This is a genomic window from Arthrobacter sp. PGP41 (assembly GCF_002953935.1).
Lineage (GTDB): Bacteria > Actinomycetota > Actinomycetes > Actinomycetales > Micrococcaceae > Arthrobacter.
Map to the genome: position 1 here is coordinate 2,429,934 of NZ_CP026514.1, position 16,942 is coordinate 2,446,875.

Here is a 16,942-nt window from a genome sequence, read left to right on the forward strand (position 1 = left end):
TTTGTGGTTGCTGGGACGGCCTAGCGCCGCCGGAGCATTCCCATGATTTTGCCGGCCACGCCACCGGTCCGGGCTCCTGCGGCGCCCGTCGTGCCGGGTGTCCGGCCTGTGGAATTCAGTCCGGTCCGGCGCGTTGTTCCGGCGGTCCCGGTCCTGCCGGAGACTCGTCCAGCGGCATTCCTGATCATGCTTCCCAAGTTCATGTGAAACTCCTTCAGTATTGATCCTGCCAACCGATATTCATCAGCCTGCTTATCATTTTAGCGTAGTTTGGCGGCATTCAGGGGAAACAGCGGAAGTTCCCCGGAATCTGGCGTGATCAGCGCAGGAGCCACAATCCATCCTGCTGGCTGGCTGCCTTCCGGTAAGGAAGGGAAGCCAGCACGGAACAGCTCGCCGGAAACGGCCAGGTCCGTTCCGGCGGCTCACGGCTTGAGCCGGCGGACGAAGGGCGCCTTACCCGAGGGTGTCCGCTGAAGCTGGTCCACCACGGACACGGAGACCGGGGTTCGCGCGACGCCGGCAGCTGCGAGGGCTTCGGCCACCGAGGCCTGTATTCCGGAGGTTGTGCTTCCCGGCGCCAGTCCTGCGACGAGGACCCGCAGTCCCATGGGTTCCTGGACCACCTGCCAGCCGGCGGCGGCAGCCTGGTCCAGGACGTGGTGGAACACGATGGGGTGGACGCTCACAAGGCCTGCCTTGCCTGGCAGCTCAAGCACATCCTCCAACCTGCCTTCGATATCCTCCATGCGGATGAACGAGCGGCCACAGGGGCAACCGCGCTGCCCCAACGTCACGCTGTCCGACAGTTCGTAGCGGATCAGCGGCAACGTCCGCGAGAACAGGACCGTGACCAAAAGCTTCGCGCCCATTGACCCGGGCGGTACCGGAACCCCCTCCTTGTCCACTGGTTCGACGATGAGCAGGTCCTCGTAGACATGCCGGTTCCGGTAGACGCACGGTGAAGCGATGCCGGCCGTCTCAGTGGCGGCGTAGACATCGAACGGCGCGCTCCCCCAGGCCCTTTCCAATTCCCGGGCAGCGGGCGGGGTGAGCACCTCCGAGGCCGACATCACTGCCTGCGGCGAGATTTTCAGGCGCCCGGCCAGCTGTTCGGCCGCCAGGGGCAAAAGCGCGGAAGCGTAACCCACCAGGACCCGGGGCTGGAACCCGTCCAGCGCCGCCACCGTTTCCTGCATGGGTGCGGTCACGTCCAGCCGGAGCGTGGGAACAAGCCCCGAACGCAGCGAAGAGCCAACCACGGCGGACTGGTGGGTGGGGACGCGCGAGCTTACCAGCGCCATTTTAAGCGGCCGGCTGAGGCCGGCCGCTATTCCAGCCCAGTCGTTGGCGCGGGCATACGAGGCCAGCACATGTGCCCATTCCGGCCGGCTCCACACGAAGGTTCCGCGCGGACCGGCGGTCCCGGCTGTCGCCGCAGCCCACCAACGCCCCCTCCACGGCAAGCCGGGATCACCGTCCTCGGCCGCGAGGGTCCGGAGACGTTGTTCCAGGTCGGCCAGGCTCAGGTCGCGCGTAGTAAGGACCTCGTCGAAGTGGCCCATGAGATGTGCCTTGGTCACGGGCGGCAACTGGGCAAGGGGAGCATCGTGGAGCCCTGAATGGTGGCGCCGGTAGAACTCGGACCCGGTGTAGGCCGCCGTCCGGAGTCTTTGCAGGGCACGTTGCTGGTGAGCGGCAATCCGGGCAGGGCCCCACTGGTCCCGTCGCTTTAAGGCAGCCCGAAGAACGAGCACCCGGACTATGAGCCGCGCATCCATGCGATCCGGCCTTGGAAGAGCCGGCTCGGCGGCGGGTCAGGCCCCGCGGGCGCGGCGGAGGGCGGTGAGGCGGGCCGAGTATTCCGTCTCGTCTATTTCACCGCGGGCAAACCGCTCGGCCAGCATCTGCTCCGCACTGCCAGTACTGTGGCCTCCGCCGTCCCTGCGGTTGCTGCCTGACATCGAGCGGGCAAAAACCACGATGGCGGCGATGATGGCACCCCAGAAGAGGATGAAACTCACCACCATCAGGATGTAGCCCCAGGCTCCCATGTTCCCGTCCCACCACATCATCCCTGCATCCTCCCCTCGTGGGGCCCCGCCACTGCTCCCTTTTCGATGATCCATCCGGCCCATGTGCGGTGCCAGAGTCTTTCGTCCCCAGGATGACTGGTCGGGTCAGGACAGCCGCAGCCCCTCAGCGCTCCAGATCGTCAGGCTCGAACTCGCTGAGCGGGGACCCGCCAAAGTTTTCCGTGTCGTCACTGCCCTCGGCCTCTGGCCCGTCCGGATGCTCGCCGAAGTCGACATCGGCCACGGCTTCACCCAAAGTGGGCGCGATGGGAGCCTCCTGGGATTCATCGGCTGCGTTACGTGCCTGGGCTGATCCGTCGCGGAAAGCCTGGTCGCTGATGAAGTCCTCTTCCTCCCCGGAGACCTCTTCATCCTGGAGTAGCGGGTCCTCCTGCCAGCGATCCGGATTGTTTTCGGCTGCTCCCGGATAGCTGTCCGGTTCGCCTCTCACAGGGTCAAGTTCAAATGAGGCAGCCGCACCGGGGGTCTCATCAAGGAGCACGTCGTCATCCTGGACAACCTCAAGGTCGTCGGGGAGGTTCTGTTCCGTCATGGTGATGCCTTTCTCTCGAACAGCCAATGTCACTTGGACAGGTAAAGCGAACAATAGTAAGCGTACTGATGAAACAGGGGCCGCGCTAACTTCCCCCGGCACGATGTGCCATGACCTTTGGCCCTATACCTCCTGCAGGCACCGGGCAAGTCTTGAACTGGACCCCGCCCCAGAAGAAAACAGGAAGCCCGGCCATGACAACCCGTAAACCCATCGCAGTGGCCACCAACGACTCCCCGCAGAGCCAGGCGGCTGTGCTCTGGGCTGCCCGGCGGGCTGAACGCTCGGGCCTGCCGCTGGTGATCCTCCACGTCGTGGACGACCGGTGGATGGCTGAACCGTATCCGTGGATCGGCGTTCTCGAGGAGGCGGGCGACAAGCTCCTGCAGACTGCCGCCGGACGTATCCGGGGAACCTTCCCCATCAGCGTTACCACCCGGCTCCTCACCGGAAGCGTGGGCGGCTCGCTGGCGAAGTACTCCGGCAAAGCATCCATGGTGGTTGTAGGCTCGGGCACCGGGCTCGACGGCGGATCCCTTGCAGACCGGGCGCTGCAGGTTGCGGCTTCTTCAAAGGTTCCCGTTGCCGTGGTGGGTACCCGGGAGCTCGGGGGCCGGTCCGGCGTGGTGGTGGGCGTCGACGGCTCCAAGGAAGCCACCCAGGCTGTGGCCTTCGCCGCCGCCGAGGCTGACCGGGAGGGGGACGACCTCACTGTGGTCTATGCCATCAATGCGCCGGACCGTGTTACCGATGCGGGCCTGCTGACCACCAGCCTGGCCGACCTTTTCACCGAGGAAGAACGCATCGTCCTGTCCGAAACAGTGGCAGGGCTCAATGAGGACTATCCAAGCCTGCGCGTGAACCGGGTGCTGGAGACCGAGAGGGGACCGGTGGAATCGTTGGTTGATGCTGCTTCCGGGGCCAGAATGCTCGTAGTGGGCAGCCGTGGGAGGAGCGGAATCAAACGGCTTCTTCTCGGTTCCACAGCCCATGGCGTCCTCAAGCACCTGCCGTGTCCCACCGTGATTACCCGGATCCAGGCACTCAAGAACAAAACCTAGGCGGTGCCGGCTTCCCGCGCCCCCGCACAATCTGTCCCATTCCCTACGTTCCGGGTTGGCATCATGAAAAAGACCGCTGCAGTAGCCATGCTCATCCTCGGGATCCTCATCTCCATCGTTGGGGCCGCCGTCCTGGCCGCAGGAGCCGTGGCATCAGTGGTTGGATCCGCCCAGGGCGACGGATACCTCACCACACGCACGGAACGCCTTTCCGTTGGATCCCATGCACTGACCTCGCCCAGGCTCGATGCGGTAGGAGAGGGCGTTCCGCCACGTCTTCCTTTCGACGTCGGTACGCTCAGGCTGCGTGCCTCTTCCCTGGACCCCGCCAAGGAAATCTTCATAGGCGTCGCCCCGCAGGCCGACGTCGAGCAATACCTCTCGGGCGTCCATCGCTCGGAGCTGCTCAAAGTCGACAGCCGACCCTTCCGGGCCGAATTCCGCGACATTCCCGGCACCAGCACCCCCGCACCCCCGGGAGAACAAACATTCTGGAGCGCCTCCGCCTCCGGGCCCGGCCAACAGGATCTCACGTGGGAACTTGCCGCCGGCAATTGGGCCATCGTCATCATGAACGCCGATGCCAGCCCCGGGATCAATGCCGAAGTGCAGGCCGGCTTTCGCTCCGACCTGATCCGGCCGGCGGCAACCGGGCTGCTGGTGGGAGGTGCCGTTGCGCTGGCAATCGGGATTCCCTTGCTAATCCTGGGAGCCGTCGGGCTTGGCCGGCACACAGGACCGCATTCCGGCGGTTCTCCCGCGCCGCCATCCGGGCCATCCCCCGGATATGCGCCGCCCCCCGGATATGCGCCACCACCCGGATATGCGGGCGGAGCGCCCGGCACGGCGGGAGACCCCGGAAATCCCGGCTCACCGGTAACCCCGCCCCTGCAACAGCCCGGTCAAGGCGACCGGGCCGACCGTGCACCCTACCCGGCCCGGCTCTTCGGCGACCTTGACCCGGCCTTGTCGCGGGCAATGTGGCTGGTCAAGTGGTTCCTTGCCATCCCGCATTTCGTCGTGCTGTTTTTCCTGTGGTTTGCGTTGGTCGTGACCACGATCGTGGCCTGGTTCGCGATCCTGTTTACCGGCCGCTATCCCCGGTCCCTGTTTGACTTCAACGTGGGCGTCCTGCGCTGGAACTGGAGGGTGGCTTTTTATGCTTATGCCGCTGCAGGAACGGACCTCTACCCGCCGTTCACCCTGGCACGCACCAATTATCCGGCCGACTTCGAGGTGGACTACCCGGAACGCCTCTCCCGCGGGCTGGTCCTGGTCAAGTCGTGGCTCCTCGCCATCCCGCATCTGCTCATCGTTGCAGCCTTCTCCGGCCCCACCTGGACCTGGCAGGCGGAGACCGATGATGTGGGAACCACCTATCAACGGAGCGTAGGCCTGTCGCTGCTGGGCCTGCTGGTCCTGGTTGCAGTAGTGGCCCTGCTCTTTACCGGCCGCTACCAGCCTCCGCTGTTCGACCTGATACTCGGCATCAACCGATGGATCTACCGCGTCGTGGCCTACGCGGCCCTGATGCGGGACGAATACCCTCCGTTCCGGTTGGACCAGGGAGCCCGTGAAGTACCGCCGCCCTTGGCGGGACCGCCGTACCACGCAGCAGCCCGCCCCTCGGGTGATGGCCTGCATTGATTTGATGCTGCGGGAGCGTCGTACCGCCTACAAGTTCGCCTCTATGACTGGCTACAGGCCCGTCCTAAACTGGTTCTGCAATCAGCGGTTGCGGACAAGAGGGAGAAGGCCATGGCGGTCATCGAGCAGGTACGCGAAGGAATGCACGTCGTAGCGTCGGACGGGAAGAAGGTCGGCAAGGTCAAGGACCTGAAAATGGGTGATCCGGAGGCTGTGACCTCTGACGGCCAGACCGACCCTGAAACGGGGGGCCTCGTCAATACGTCGGTGGATGGGTTTGCCGCGGAGTCAAGGCTGCCCCACCACGCCGCAGAGAGGCTGCTGCGGATCGGCTATGTGAAAGTAGACAGGTCCGGCTTGTTGGCGGGTCACGCCTACTTCGCATCGGATGAGCTGGACCGGGTCGAGGGCGATACGTTGTGGCTGAAAGAGGGCCGGCACACTGATTAGCATGGGCCTTCCCACTCCTCGGCGCCGCCGCCTGCAGTGACTTTCGGCCCTACCTTTGCGGGAACCCGCCGGGACACGATTGCCAGTGTGGCAGCACTGGCCGCGTGAGGAGCTGAGATGAACACTTCCGGAGCACCGTTCGCACGGATACTTGTTGGGGTCGACGGATCGGAGGCTTCCATTGAAGCCCTGCGGCAGGCCCAGCGGCTGGCGGTACCCCTCGGGGCGAAGGTCCTGGCCAACGCCTACTGGGATTATCCGCAGGTCTACACGGGCTACGTGATGATGGGCATTGAGGGCTTCGAAGAACGCGCCGGGGAAATCCTGGCTGAGGCCGTCAAAACCGCCTTCGGTGACGAAACGCCGTCGAACGTCATTTCCACCCTGGTCCGCGGCCATCCGCGGGAATCACTGATCGACGCCAGCCGCGACGCGGACATGGTCGTGGTGGGGAGGCGCGGCCACGGCGGTTTTGGCGGGCTGCTGCTGGGCTCAGTCAGTTCCGCCCTGGTGGCCCATGCCCATTGTCCCGTGCTGGTGGTCCACACACCGGAAAACCGCACGGCGTCGTCCTAGGCAGGGCGGCTTGGGCTGGCGCGCAGCAGGTACGGACCGTTGACAACAGTGCTGCAGGGCGGACGACGGCGGGTGGCGGCCGTGGCAGCCGCCCTCGCCCTGCTGGCCCTCGCCATAGTCCTGGCCCTCTTGCTGACGGCGCCGGCGGGTGGCCCGCCGGCGGCAGGGCCCTCAGGCTCTGCGGGCCCCTCCGCAAGCCCGGAAGCGTCAAGCCCCACCCCCAGCCCCGACGCATCGAGCGGGTCTCCCCCGGCGGCACAGCCTGCGGACGCCTCGACGGAGACACCCGAGGCCGGCCAAAATCCCGTCCAGCCGCCGGTAACCGTACCGCCCGTCCCTGCTGCCCCGCCGTCCGAACCAGTTGCCAGCCCTGGTCCGGTTCCGCCCGCAGCGCCGTTCCCGGCCTCGCTCCGCAAACAGGACCTCACGGTCATCCCTGGCGCCGGGCAGGTCGTGGCGCTGACTTTCGACGCGGGAGCCAACGCTGCGGGGCTGCCGAAAATCCTCTCCACCCTGTCCGCAAAAGGGGTTGCCGCCACGTTCTTCCTGACCGGGAACTGGGCGGATGCCAACCCCGGCGGGGCGGGGCAGATCGTTTCCGCCGGGCACCGGGTAGCCAACCACTCCATGACCCATCCCGGTTTCATCGGCCTCTCCGGCACTGAGATTACCCAGCAGGTGCGCGGGGCGGAACAGGCCATCCTGGCCGCCGGCGCCGACCCGACGCCGCTGTTCCGCTTTCCCTTCGGGGAACGCGATGCCCGGACCATTGCGGCTGTCAACGACCTGGGCTATGTTGCAGTCCGGTGGACTGTGGACACCCTCGGCTGGAAAGGCACCAGCGGCGGGATTAATACGCAGATTGTTGCCGACCGCACACTGGCGGGGCTGCAGCCGGGCGAAATCGTCCTGATGCACATCGGCTCCAACCCCAACGACGGCACTACCCTGGACGCCGATGCCCTGCCGCAGATCATCGACCGGATCAGAGCCGCGGGGTATGGCTTCGTCACCCTCGACGCGCTGCTGGCCCCGTAGGCAAGGAAGGCCAGACCCATGGCTAAGGCCCGGCAGCCAGGATCCGGCGGCAGAAAGTCCGGTCCGGCCGCGAACGGTACGCTTGACCGGGCCCACCACGGCCTTCCCTTGCACGAGGTGGTCCTCCTGCTTGAAACAGACCACGTGCGGGGGCTCGCTTCCGCGGAGGTGGCCCGCCGGCAGGAACAGTTCGGAGCCAATGTCCTGCCGCGCTCACGGGGAGCGGGAATTCTCCGGAAACTGGCGCGGCAGTTCAACAACCCGCTGGTTTACGTCCTGCTGGCTGCGGCCGCCGTCACTCTCGCCCTGGGCGAGTACCTGGACTCGGGCGTCATCCTCGCCGTCGTCCTGGTGAACACGGCGATCGGCTTCGTCCAGGAAGTGCGGGCCGAGGCAGCCTTGGACGCGCTCCACTCCCTCGTCCGTACGCGCGCGGTGGTGACCAGGGGCGGGCAGAGGCAGGAGGTGCCCTCAGAGGACCTCGTCCCCGGCGACCTCGTCCTGCTCGAAGCCGGCGACAAAGTGCCGGCGGACCTCCGGCTGGTCAGGTTGTCCGGCCTGCGCGCGGATGAGTCAGCACTGACGGGAGAATCCGACGCCGTCGCCAAGGACGAGGTAGTACTGCCCCCGACCACCCCCGTCGCGGACCGCCGGAACATGGTCTACAGCGGCACCCTGGTGACCGCGGGCAGCGGGGCAGGCGTCGTCGTCGCAATCGGCGGCGAAACAGAACTCGGCGAGATCCATCGGCTCATGGGTGCGGTGCAGCCGGTGGCCACACCGCTGACCCAAAAACTGGCACGCTTCAGCATGACCCTGACGGTGGCCATCCTTGCCCTGGCCGCCGTGGCTTTCCTCGCCGGCGTGGCACGCGGCCAGGAGCCCGCGCAGATGTTCACCGCCGCCGTCGCACTGGCTGTGGGGGCGATTCCCGAAGGCCTGCCGGCAGCGGTCACTGTAACCCTTGCCATCGGTGTCCGCCGCATGGCCCGGCGCCGCGCCGTGGTACGGCGTTTGCCGGTGGTTGAGACATTAGGCAGCACCACCGTCATCTGCTCGGACAAGACCGGCACCTTCACGGAAAACCAGATGACGGTGCGTGCGCTTTGGACACCGTCCGCGCGGTACGAGGTGACAGGCTCCGGTTACGGCCCGGAGGGGCATGTCCTTCGCACCGGGGCCGCCATCCGGGAGGCCGGAGCCGCCGGCCGGACGACGGCCGCGGCGCAGGACGAGGGCCTGTACTGGTCCCTCCTGGCGGGAGGCGCCTGCAATGACGCCAGGATCATCCGGGAGGGACAGCACTGGCAGGCCCGGGGGGACCCCACGGAGGCGGCCATGGTGGTGGCGGCGGTGAAGGGCGGCGTGGACGCCGGCGAGTTCCTTTCCTCGCATCCGCGGACCGGCACGCTGCCCTTCGCCTCCGAGCACCAATACATGGCAACCCTCCACACCTCCGCCGTGCCGGACGGCAGCGGCAAGGACTCGGGCATCGTGCTGGTCAAGGGCGCGGTGGAACGCGTGCTGGAGCTGTGCGCGGCGCAGATGGACCACCAGGGCCGCGCCATTCCGCTGGCCCGGCAGCCGGTGCTCGATGAGGCCCACCGGTTCGCCGCCACCGGCCTGAGGGTTCTTGCCACGGCGATGATGCGCCTTCCTGCCGGGGACGCCCTGGCCGAGTCAAGCCTGCACGGGCAGCTGACACTGACCGGGCTGCAGGCCATGTTCGATCCGCCGCGGGAGGGCGCGGCGGCATCGGTGCGGGCCTGCCGCCAGGCGGGCGTGGCAGTGAAAATGATCACCGGAGACCATGTGGGAACAGCCTCCACCATTGCCAGGGCAGTGGGCCTGACCGCGGACGGGGCGGACGGAAAGGCATTGACCGGGACTGAACTTGACGCGATACCCGCGGACGGACTGCCCGAGGCCGTCGAGCGGGCTACGGTCTTCGCGCGGGTGTCCCCCGAACAGAAGCTTCGCCTGGTCGGCGCCCTGCAGTCCCGGGGAAACGTCGTCGCCATGACAGGTGACGGGGTCAACGACGCACCGGCCCTGAGGCAGGCGAACGTGGGCATAGCCATGGGCCGCTCCGGGACGGAAGTGGCCAAGGAGGCCTCGGACATCGTCCTCACCGACGACGACTTTGCCACCATTGAGGCTGCCGTCGAGGAGGGCCGGAACGTCTTCGACAACCTGACCAAGTTCATCGTCTGGACCCTGCCCACGAACATGGGGGAAGGCCTGGTGATCCTGGTGGCAATTTTGATCGGGGCAACGCTCCCCGTCCTGCCCACCCAGATCCTGTGGATCAACATGACCACCGCTGTGGCCCTGGGGCTGATGCTTGCCTTCGAGCCGAAGGAACCCGGCCTTATGTCCCGCCCGCCCCGGGCCCCCGGCCGTCCGCTCCTGACCTGGACACTCATCCTTCGGATCCTGCTGGTCTCCACCCTCCTCGTGGCGGGCACCTGGTGGATCTTCGAACTCGAGCTCGCAGGCGGCGCGTCCCTCGCAGAGGCCCGAACGGCGGCCGTCAACCTTTTTGTTGCCGTGGAACTGTTCTACCTGTTCAGCTGCCGTTCCCTCACCCGGTCAGTCTGGCGGATCGGCTTCTTCAGCAACCGCTGGGTCATCCTTGGTGTCCTGGTCCAAGCGGCCGGCCAACTGGCCATCACGTACCTGCCGCTGATGAACGAGCTTTTCCATACGGCCCCGATCACGGCAGAAGCCTGGCTGCGCATCCTGGGCATCGCACTGCTCGCGTCCCTGGTTGTGGCAGTGGAAAAGCGCTTCCGGCGCAGTGAGTTCTAGGTGCCGTTTCGACGATGCGGACAACGCCGGGCCCGCTGTGCCTGGCGGCAACCAGCCACACAACCTGGCCGGGCTGCCACAGGGGCGTGGCCACCGCCATGAAGACGTCCAGTCCTACCGTCCACAACAGGTCCCTCAGCCACCGGTCACAGTCCTCCTTCTGGTGTCTTCCCCAGAGTGGGCCCGGCAGCGGCGGAACACCAGTTCCAATGGCCCTGCGGTGGCACTGGAGCTGGCCGGTCCGCCTTGGTAGCTTCAACGCATGGCCATCAAACTTGAGAACGTCGGTATTGCGGTCCGCGACCTCGAAGCGACAATCGCCTTTTTCACCGACCTTGGGCTAATGCTCGTCGGCCGTGACACTGTCAGCGGCGAGTGGGCGGACACTGCCGTGGGGCTTGATGGCAACCATGCCAGGATTGCGCTCCTCCAGACCCCGGACGGCCAGGGTCAACTTGAGCTCTTCGAATACATCCACCCCGAAGCGATCGAATCGAACCCGACCCGTCCCAACGATATCGGGATGCACCGTGTGGCCTTCTCGGTGGACGACATCGACAAAACCCTCGAAATAGCCGCGAGGCACGGATGCCATCCGCTCCGCGGCGTGGCGACCTACCGCGAAGCCTACAAACTCACTTACCTCCGCGGTCCCAGCGGAATCCTCGTGATGCTCGCCGAGAAACTGAAGAAAGGCTGACGCCCTTACCGGGTCCAATCACCGGGGAAGGCAGGGCACCACCGGAAACGCACGACGGCGGCGCGCACCAGCGGTGACCTGCCCGCGTAGCTACTTACCGCCGTCGCCGACTTTCCCGCCGCGGTCTTTCGCGCGGGCACGTTCTTCGTCCGGGGCATGGACCACCAGGACGGGGCAGTGAGCGTGACTGATGCACGCAGAACTGACCGAGCCCAGTACAAAACCGCTATGCCCGCGGCGTCCAACAATGAGGAGCGAGGCGTTGCGGCTCCCCTCAACCAGGAGCTCGCCGGGTTTTCCACGCATCAGGCGGGTATGGACATCTGGCGGCCGCTCCGGGCCGAACGCGGCTGTGAGCGCCCGCTCCAGCGACTGCTCCGCAGCGGACTTGAAACCTTCAATTCCCACTACCAGGTAAAGCCCGAAGCCGGCCGGGACATCCCAGCATGCCCACGCCTCCACCGTTGCTTCGAGCGGCCCGGCCAGGGTTGCGGCCGTCCGGAGGGCCGCAACAGAGGCGTCGGAACCGTCTACGCCCACAATTATTTTGGGGTGCCGATTGAGGGCATCCATGATGCGGGCTCCATTCTCTTTGGCATGCTCCAAGACTGGACAAGGTGCGGGCCTGCGGGATAGGGCCCAAAGTCACCCTCCGGGCAGCGGGTCCGACTGCGGGACCGGCCGGAGGAAGTACTGCCGGAGGACAACAGGGTGTACGGAATGACCATGACTCCAGACTTTGGTCCCTTCCGGATGATCTGCGCGGAAGGAAGAATGGGCCTAGGCCCTTCGCAGGGGCTGCCTCACACGGTGGTGAAGGTCTGGTCCTTATGAAAACGGGAGCATTTGGTGCAGATGAGTGAATCAGGCTCGGGGGAAGCTACAGATCCGCGGGAGCCGCTGCGCGTCTTCATCCTCGATGACCATGAACTTGTAAGGCAGGGACTGAAGGACCTGCTTGAGGGCGAGGGGTTTGCTGTGGTCGGGGAAAGCGGGTCCGCGGCGGAAGCCACCCGGCGTATTCCGGCACTGCGGCCGGACATTTCCATCTTGGACGGACGGCTCCCGGACGGCACCGGAATCGAGGTCTGCCGCGACGTGCGTTCGTTCGACCCCCGCCTGCACTGCCTGATCCTGACCAGCTACGACGACGAGCAGGCGATCCGCGGGGCAGTCCTGGCCGGAGCGTCGGGGTACATCCTGAAGCAGATCAGGAGTGACGACCTGCTTCAGGGCATCCGCAAGGCTGCCAAGGGCGAATCGCTGTTCGAGCCCGGAGTCAAGGAGCGGATTATCGCCGGCCTTTCCAAAGCCCCGACAGACCCGCGGATGGAGGCGCTCAGTGCGCAGGAGAAGAAGGTCCTGGCGCTTATCGGGCAGGGACTGACGAACCGCCAAATCGGAGAGGAGCTCTTCCTTGCCGAGAAAACTGTGAAGAACTATGTCTCTTCCATCCTGGCGAAGCTGGGATTCGAAAGACGGACACAGGCTGCCGTGTATGTCACCCGCAACGCCCAGGACGCGCACTAGCTTGCGTCCCGTCGCCATCACTTACGATGAACGGACCACGTAATCCGGGTCCCTTGCCCCGGCGGGCTCTGGATGGTGCACGTGCCGTCCAGCAGCTCTGCCCGATGCCGCATGTTTGCCAGGCCGCTCACCTTCGCCGGTTCGTCAAAACCGCAGCCGTTGTCCTCGATGACCAGCTCGACCCGGCTTTGGGTAACTGAGACGGTAACCCGGATCTCCTCCGCCCCGGAATGCCGTGCCGCATTGCTCAGCCCTTCGGAGAGGACGGAGAGCAGGTGGCCGGCAATGTTCTCCCTGACTGAATCGTCCACCGGCCCGGCAAAAGCGACTTTTGGCGCCACGGCATAGCTGCGCGACGTTTCCTGGACCACCCTCAGGATGCGGCCTGTGAGTGGCTCATGCTCCTGCTCGCCCGTCCGCAGGGAGTAGATCGTGTCCCTCAACTTCCGGATGGTGTCGTCAAGTTCGGACGTGACGGCGGCAATTCGGTCGTGCGCCACGGGGTCCAGGGTGTAACGGCGCAGGCTCTGGATACTCAGCCCCGAAGCGAAGAGCCTCTGGATGACGAGGTCGTGCAGGTCACGGGCGATCCGTTCCCGGTCCGTGAACAGAAGATTCTGTTCACGCAAGGCATGGACGCGGGCCAGGTCCAGTGCCAGGCCAATCCTGCTGCCGAAAAGGGAGCTGGACTCCACTTCGGCCTGGCTGTAGGCAGCCGAGCCGTGCGGACGGGCCAGCATCAGTACACCGTTTTCACTGTTGCCGTGGCCAAGGGCACATACGAGCACCGGACCCAGTTTCTCCGCTATCCCGTCCTCGAACACCTGGCGGGGATCCCGCGCCACCAGGGACTCGCCTGTTTCGATGACCCGGAAAACCACGTCCGACGCGTTGATTTCCTGCCCCGCCTGCAGGCCCTGCACCCCAAGGCAGGCCCTGCACCTCAGGACGCCGTCCCCGGCGGGAACAGCAATCACGGCCAGCGCTGAATCTGACACCCTCAATGCCGTTTCGGCAACGAGGTCGAGGTTCTCCACATTCCCCGGGTGGGGCGTCATGATCAGCCGGCTGCTCAGCTCCATGCCTGCCTCCAGCCATTTCTGGCGCCGCTTGCTGTCTTCGAAGAGGCGGGCATTCTGGATGGCCACGCCGGCAGCAGCGGCCAAAGCGACGGCGAGGTCCTCATCCTCCGGTGTGAAGTCCTGCCCGCCGTCCTTTTCCGTCAGATAGAGATTCCCGAACACCTCGTCCCGGACGCGGACCGGTACGCCCAGGAAAGTTTTCATGGGGGGATGGTTCCGTGGAAAACCTGAAGCAATGGGATGCTGGCCGAGGTCGTGCAGCCGCAACGGCCGCGGCTCGCGGATCAGAAGTCCCAGGACGCCGTGTCCTGTCGGCAGGTTCCCGATTGACCGGATTCCGTCGCCGTCTATTCCTACGGTGATGAAGTGGCTGAGGCTGCGGTCCTCGGCGATAACCCCGAGTGCACCATATTTCGCACCGACGAGTCCACAGGCTGACCGCACCAGGCGGTCCAGAACGGCTTCAAGGCTAAGATCCTCGGCGAGGGCGACGACTGCGGCGAGCAGTCCGTTCATCCGCTCCTGGGTTTGCAGCAATTCATCCGCACGGGCAACAAAATCCTGCAGGAGGTCTTCTGCCCTTTCCTCCATGGGAGGGCGCCAAGGTTCAGTGCTCACGTCCGACCTCCTGTGGCAGTGGCCCGCGACTCTGCGGGCCTACCGGCATTCCGTTCCTCCGGGCCGGTTTGTTCCCCCGGAAACATCGCCTTTGCCTGGCACGAAGACATGCCTTGGGACCAGTCTAGAAGACAAAGTCAAGGCCTGAAATGCCCGATTTGCAGCACTTATTAATGCCCGCGGCATTCCGGAAAATGCCGCGGGACCTTCTTCCCTAGCCCGATGGAATTCTCGGCCTTAGGCTACGGCCATGGACACAGCTGCTGCAGAACCGGAAGCCCAACGCCTCGGTGTACACGAGTGCTGGAGATACCTGCGGTCGACGTCCGTGTGCAGGATGGCCTTTACCCGGGGGAACACAGTGGAGATTTTCCCGCTTAATTACGTGCCCAGCAACGGCACCCTGCTGGTGCGTACGGGCGAGGGAACGAAGACCGATGCGCTGGCCGAAGGGAAGGTGGTGGCGCTGGAGGCCGACGGATTGAACCAGTACGGCACCATCGCCTGGAGCGTGGTGGTGAAAGGCCGCGCTGCCGTCGTTACCGACGCCGAGGAATTCGAGGACGCCGCCGACGCGGGGCTCTCCCCCTGGCAGGCGGGACCAAAGAACAGCCTAATCCGCGTAACACCGGAGGAGATCACCGGGCGGCGGTTCGTGATTGCTCCGCCTACCCGGTGGTGGGCCCCGCAGGAACCGGCGGACACAGCCTGAGGCGCATCTGCACCGCCGGACTGACAAAACCAAGGAAGGTACCCCATGGATGCAAACAAGCCCATCGCCGTCGGCATCGTCGACTCCTCCCCCTCGAACGCCGCCATGCTATGGGCGGCCTCCCGTGCCCGCCGGCTCAGGCTGCCGCTGGCCATCCTTCATGTCCTGGATGACCGCTGGATGGGAGGCGAGGCGCTGGATGCGCTCCCCTATATCGACGCATTGCGGAATTCCGCGCTGGGCATGCTGAAGGAGGCCGGAGAACGCGTCCGCGCAGCAGAACCGGACCTTCAGGTAACAACCGAACTGTTGGAAGGAAGCGTCGGGGGATCTCTTGGCGACTATTCAACGAAGGCGTCCATGCTGGTCCTCGGCAGCAGCGGCCACTCACGTGCTGCACTGACGGACCGGGCGCTCCAGGCGGCTGCCCACGCAGAATGCCCGGTGGCGGTCGTCGGCGCAGGCCAGGGCGGCGGGCAAGGCGTCGTGGTGGGCGTGGACGGATCCAGGGAGTCCACCCAAGCCGTGGCCTTCGCGGCATCCGAGGCGGACGCTCTGGGCGAAGAACTTACCGTCATCTACGCCTTCGCTGGCCCCAACCGCTGGATCAAGGCTGGACTGCCGTCCAGCAGTTTCGCGGAGCACGTGGTGCAGGAGGAACAGATCGTCCTGTCGGAGACAGTAGCGGGGCTCCGCCAGGACTACCCCGGCCTTGTGGTGCACGGAGTCCTCGAAACAGTGCTGGAACCTGCCGATGCCCTGGTCCAGGCAGCCGCCAACGCACGGATGCTGGTTCTGGGCAGCCGGGGCAGGGGCGGCTTTGGAAGGCTGCTCCTCGGATCGACGGCGCATGGCGTCCTGACCCAGCCGCCCTGCCCCACTGTGATCACACGCCTGAAGAAGGCCCGGCGCGAGTAATGACGGGCGGAACCTGCTGACGGCGTGAAGTATGAAGCCATGCATGTCTTAGGCCGGACGGCAAGAGGAGGAACCGGTGCTCGCTTGGTGGGTGGGCCGGCCCGGCCCCGTCTCTACCCGTCCCCTGGTCAAGGGCACCCGCGAAAACCCGAAGCCCGGGACCAATGAACTCCTGGTGGATGTGAGTGTGTGCGGCATCTGCCGCACTGACCTGCATCTCGCCGAAGGGGACCTCCAGCCGCGCCGTCCCGGAATTGTCCCGGGGCATGAGGCAGTGGGCGTTGTGGTGGGGAGCGGGCCGGGCAATTCCCTGTTCGCGCGGGGTGACAGGGTTGGCATCGCCTGGCTTGGCGGGGTCTGCGGTACCTGTGCCTACTGCCTCCGCGGGGACGAAAACCTGTGCACGGCTCCCGTCTTCACCGGCTGGGACAAGGACGGCGGCTACGCCCAGCAGCTCACGGTCTCCCAGGACTTCGCCTACACCATTCCGGACGTGTTTAAGGATGAAGAGGCCGCACCCCTGCTGTGCTCGGGCATCATCGGCTACCGCGCGCTGAAGCGGGCCCGTGTGCCGGCTGGCGGGCGCCTTGGCATCTACGGGTTCGGCAGTTCCGCCCACCTGACGGCGCAGCTGGCCATGCACCAAGGCGCCTCCGTCTTCGTCATGACCCGCTCCGCGAAGGCGCGCGCACTTGCCCGGGACCTCGGCGCCGAGTATGTCGGCGATGCCTACGACGACCCGCCGGTGCCGCTTGATTCCGCCATCCTCTTTGCTCCCGTGGGCGACCTCGTGCCCGTGGCCCTCCGGGCCCTTGACCGCGGAGGAACACTTGCGATTGCGGGCATCTACGTCAGTGAAATACCGGCCCTGAATTACCACGACCATCTGTTCTTCGAGCGCCAAGTGTGCAGCGTGACCGCCAATACCCGCGCAGACGGGCTGGAATTCCTGGCGCTCGCAGCCGAAATTCCGCTCGTGCCGGCCACCACCGTCTACCCGTTTGATGCAGCCGGCACCGCGCTGGATGATCTCGCTGCGGACAGGATCACCGGTTCCGCCGTTCTCCGGGTCCGCCCGCAAACCCCAGCACGCCAGGGTGGGACCTTGGACTCTGGAACCTTCCCGGCATAAAGCGGATGGTGGTAGTGCCGGGTAACCAGATGCCCCGGA

17 protein-coding genes are annotated in these 16,942 nt (G+C 65.7%); 11 read left to right on the forward strand and 6 right to left on the reverse strand.

The window, feature by feature from the left end:
* Positions 1-20: 20 nt before the first annotated feature.
* From C3B78_RS19860 to C3B78_RS11065, 4 genes are all read right to left on the reverse strand, one after another.
* Positions 21-203 (reverse strand): hypothetical protein, encoded by a 183-nt coding sequence (locus tag C3B78_RS19860; RefSeq protein ID WP_199775237.1) that lies wholly within the window; start codon positions 201-203, stop codon positions 21-23.
* A gap of 222 nt (positions 204-425) precedes the next feature.
* Positions 426-1,781 (reverse strand): phenylacetate--CoA ligase family protein, encoded by a 1,356-nt coding sequence (locus tag C3B78_RS11055; protein ID WP_104998116.1) that lies wholly within the window; start codon positions 1,779-1,781, stop codon positions 426-428.
* Between the two features lie 36 nt (positions 1,782-1,817).
* The gene (locus C3B78_RS11060; RefSeq protein WP_104998117.1) at positions 1,818-2,075 is read right to left on the reverse strand and encodes an SHOCT domain-containing protein; all 258 of its coding nucleotides are present in this window, start codon (positions 2,073-2,075) and stop codon (positions 1,818-1,820) included.
* Between the two features lie 124 nt (positions 2,076-2,199).
* Positions 2,200-2,628, reverse strand: coding sequence for a hypothetical protein (locus C3B78_RS11065; RefSeq protein ID WP_104998118.1), 429 nt, complete (start codon positions 2,626-2,628; stop codon positions 2,200-2,202).
* Positions 2,629-2,822: 194 nt separating this feature from the next.
* Here C3B78_RS11065 and C3B78_RS11070 point away from each other — a divergent pair, with 194 nt between their 5' ends.
* From C3B78_RS11070 to C3B78_RS11100, 7 genes are all read left to right on the forward strand, one after another.
* Positions 2,823-3,689 (forward strand): universal stress protein, encoded by an 867-nt coding sequence (locus tag C3B78_RS11070; RefSeq protein WP_104998119.1) that lies wholly within the window; start codon positions 2,823-2,825, stop codon positions 3,687-3,689.
* A gap of 63 nt (positions 3,690-3,752) precedes the next feature.
* Positions 3,753-5,336 (forward strand): DUF4389 domain-containing protein, encoded by a 1,584-nt coding sequence (locus C3B78_RS11075; RefSeq protein ID WP_104998120.1) that lies wholly within the window; start codon positions 3,753-3,755, stop codon positions 5,334-5,336.
* A gap of 111 nt (positions 5,337-5,447) precedes the next feature.
* Positions 5,448-5,786: a hypothetical protein gene (locus tag C3B78_RS11080; protein ID WP_104998121.1), complete on the forward strand. Its 339-nt coding sequence runs from the start codon at positions 5,448-5,450 to the stop codon at positions 5,784-5,786.
* 117 nt (positions 5,787-5,903) lie between these two features.
* Positions 5,904-6,362 (forward strand): universal stress protein, encoded by a 459-nt coding sequence (locus tag C3B78_RS11085; RefSeq protein WP_104998122.1) that lies wholly within the window; start codon positions 5,904-5,906, stop codon positions 6,360-6,362.
* Between the two features lie 48 nt (positions 6,363-6,410).
* Positions 6,411-7,400 (forward strand): polysaccharide deacetylase family protein, encoded by a 990-nt coding sequence (locus tag C3B78_RS11090; RefSeq protein WP_234005595.1) that lies wholly within the window; start codon positions 6,411-6,413, stop codon positions 7,398-7,400.
* 18 nt (positions 7,401-7,418) lie between these two features.
* Entirely contained in the window at positions 7,419-10,211 is a 2,793-nt protein-coding gene (locus C3B78_RS11095) for an HAD-IC family P-type ATPase (RefSeq protein ID WP_104998124.1), read from the forward strand.
* Positions 10,212-10,473: 262 nt separating this feature from the next.
* Entirely contained in the window at positions 10,474-10,911 is a 438-nt protein-coding gene (locus tag C3B78_RS11100; RefSeq protein ID WP_104998125.1) for a VOC family protein, read from the forward strand.
* Between the two features lie 90 nt (positions 10,912-11,001).
* Here C3B78_RS11100 and C3B78_RS11105 read toward each other — a convergent pair whose 3' ends face one another.
* On the reverse strand, positions 11,002-11,484 hold the full coding sequence (locus C3B78_RS11105) for a universal stress protein (protein ID WP_104998126.1): 483 nt from the start codon (positions 11,482-11,484) through the stop codon (positions 11,002-11,004).
* 282 nt (positions 11,485-11,766) lie between these two features.
* Here C3B78_RS11105 and C3B78_RS11110 point away from each other — a divergent pair, with 282 nt between their 5' ends.
* Positions 11,767-12,441 carry a response regulator gene (locus C3B78_RS11110; protein ID WP_104998127.1) on the forward strand — a complete coding sequence of 225 codons (675 nt, stop codon included), beginning with the start codon at positions 11,767-11,769 and terminating at the stop codon, positions 12,439-12,441.
* 17 nt (positions 12,442-12,458) lie between these two features.
* Here C3B78_RS11110 and C3B78_RS11115 read toward each other — a convergent pair whose 3' ends face one another.
* Positions 12,459-14,114 carry a GAF domain-containing sensor histidine kinase gene (locus tag C3B78_RS11115; protein WP_199775408.1) on the reverse strand — a complete coding sequence of 552 codons (1,656 nt, stop codon included), beginning with the start codon at positions 14,112-14,114 and terminating at the stop codon, positions 12,459-12,461.
* Positions 14,115-14,391: 277 nt separating this feature from the next.
* On the opposite strand from C3B78_RS11115, the gene C3B78_RS11120 reads away from it, so the two are divergent.
* The 3 genes from C3B78_RS11120 (at position 14,392) to C3B78_RS11130 (ending at position 16,903) form a co-directional block, all read left to right on the forward strand.
* A complete protein-coding gene (locus C3B78_RS11120; protein ID WP_104998129.1) occupies positions 14,392-14,853 on the forward strand; it encodes a pyridoxamine 5'-phosphate oxidase family protein in 462 nt (153 codons plus the stop codon).
* A 45-nt stretch (positions 14,854-14,898) separates the two neighbouring features.
* Positions 14,899-15,771 (forward strand): universal stress protein, encoded by an 873-nt coding sequence (locus C3B78_RS11125; RefSeq protein WP_104998130.1) that lies wholly within the window; start codon positions 14,899-14,901, stop codon positions 15,769-15,771.
* Between the two features lie 76 nt (positions 15,772-15,847).
* A complete protein-coding gene (locus C3B78_RS11130; protein ID WP_104998131.1) occupies positions 15,848-16,903 on the forward strand; it encodes a zinc-dependent alcohol dehydrogenase family protein in 1,056 nt (351 codons plus the stop codon).
* Positions 16,904-16,942 lie beyond the last annotated feature (39 nt).

What these genes read in the sequence shown, in the direction of transcription:
- C3B78_RS11110 (WP_104998127.1), top strand. Translation starts at nt 11,767, where the DNA reads ATGAGTGAATCAGGCTCGGGGGAAGCTACAGATCCGCGGGAGCCGCTG.
- C3B78_RS11065 (WP_104998118.1), bottom strand. Translation starts at nt 2,628, where the DNA reads ATGACGGAACAGAACCTCCCCGACGACCTTGAGGTTGTCCAGGATGAC.
- C3B78_RS11100 (WP_104998125.1), top strand. Translation starts at nt 10,474, where the DNA reads ATGGCCATCAAACTTGAGAACGTCGGTATTGCGGTCCGCGACCTCGAA.
- C3B78_RS11085 (WP_104998122.1), top strand. Translation starts at nt 5,904, where the DNA reads ATGAACACTTCCGGAGCACCGTTCGCACGGATACTTGTTGGGGTCGAC.
- C3B78_RS11070 (WP_104998119.1), top strand. Translation starts at nt 2,823, where the DNA reads ATGACAACCCGTAAACCCATCGCAGTGGCCACCAACGACTCCCCGCAG.
- C3B78_RS11055 (WP_104998116.1), bottom strand. Translation starts at nt 1,781, where the DNA reads ATGGATGCGCGGCTCATAGTCCGGGTGCTCGTTCTTCGGGCTGCCTTA.
- C3B78_RS11080 (WP_104998121.1), top strand. Translation starts at nt 5,448, where the DNA reads ATGGCGGTCATCGAGCAGGTACGCGAAGGAATGCACGTCGTAGCGTCG.
- C3B78_RS11060 (WP_104998117.1), bottom strand. Translation starts at nt 2,075, where the DNA reads ATGATGTGGTGGGACGGGAACATGGGAGCCTGGGGCTACATCCTGATG.
- C3B78_RS11120 (WP_104998129.1), top strand. Translation starts at nt 14,392, where the DNA reads ATGGACACAGCTGCTGCAGAACCGGAAGCCCAACGCCTCGGTGTACAC.
- C3B78_RS11115 (WP_199775408.1), bottom strand. Translation starts at nt 14,114, where the DNA reads ATGGAGGAAAGGGCAGAAGACCTCCTGCAGGATTTTGTTGCCCGTGCG.
- C3B78_RS19860 (WP_199775237.1), bottom strand. Translation starts at nt 203, where the DNA reads ATGAACTTGGGAAGCATGATCAGGAATGCCGCTGGACGAGTCTCCGGC.
- C3B78_RS11125 (WP_104998130.1), top strand. Translation starts at nt 14,899, where the DNA reads ATGGATGCAAACAAGCCCATCGCCGTCGGCATCGTCGACTCCTCCCCC.
- C3B78_RS11075 (WP_104998120.1), top strand. Translation starts at nt 3,753, where the DNA reads ATGAAAAAGACCGCTGCAGTAGCCATGCTCATCCTCGGGATCCTCATC.
- C3B78_RS11095 (WP_104998124.1), top strand. Translation starts at nt 7,419, where the DNA reads ATGGCTAAGGCCCGGCAGCCAGGATCCGGCGGCAGAAAGTCCGGTCCG.
- C3B78_RS11105 (WP_104998126.1), bottom strand. Translation starts at nt 11,484, where the DNA reads ATGGATGCCCTCAATCGGCACCCCAAAATAATTGTGGGCGTAGACGGT.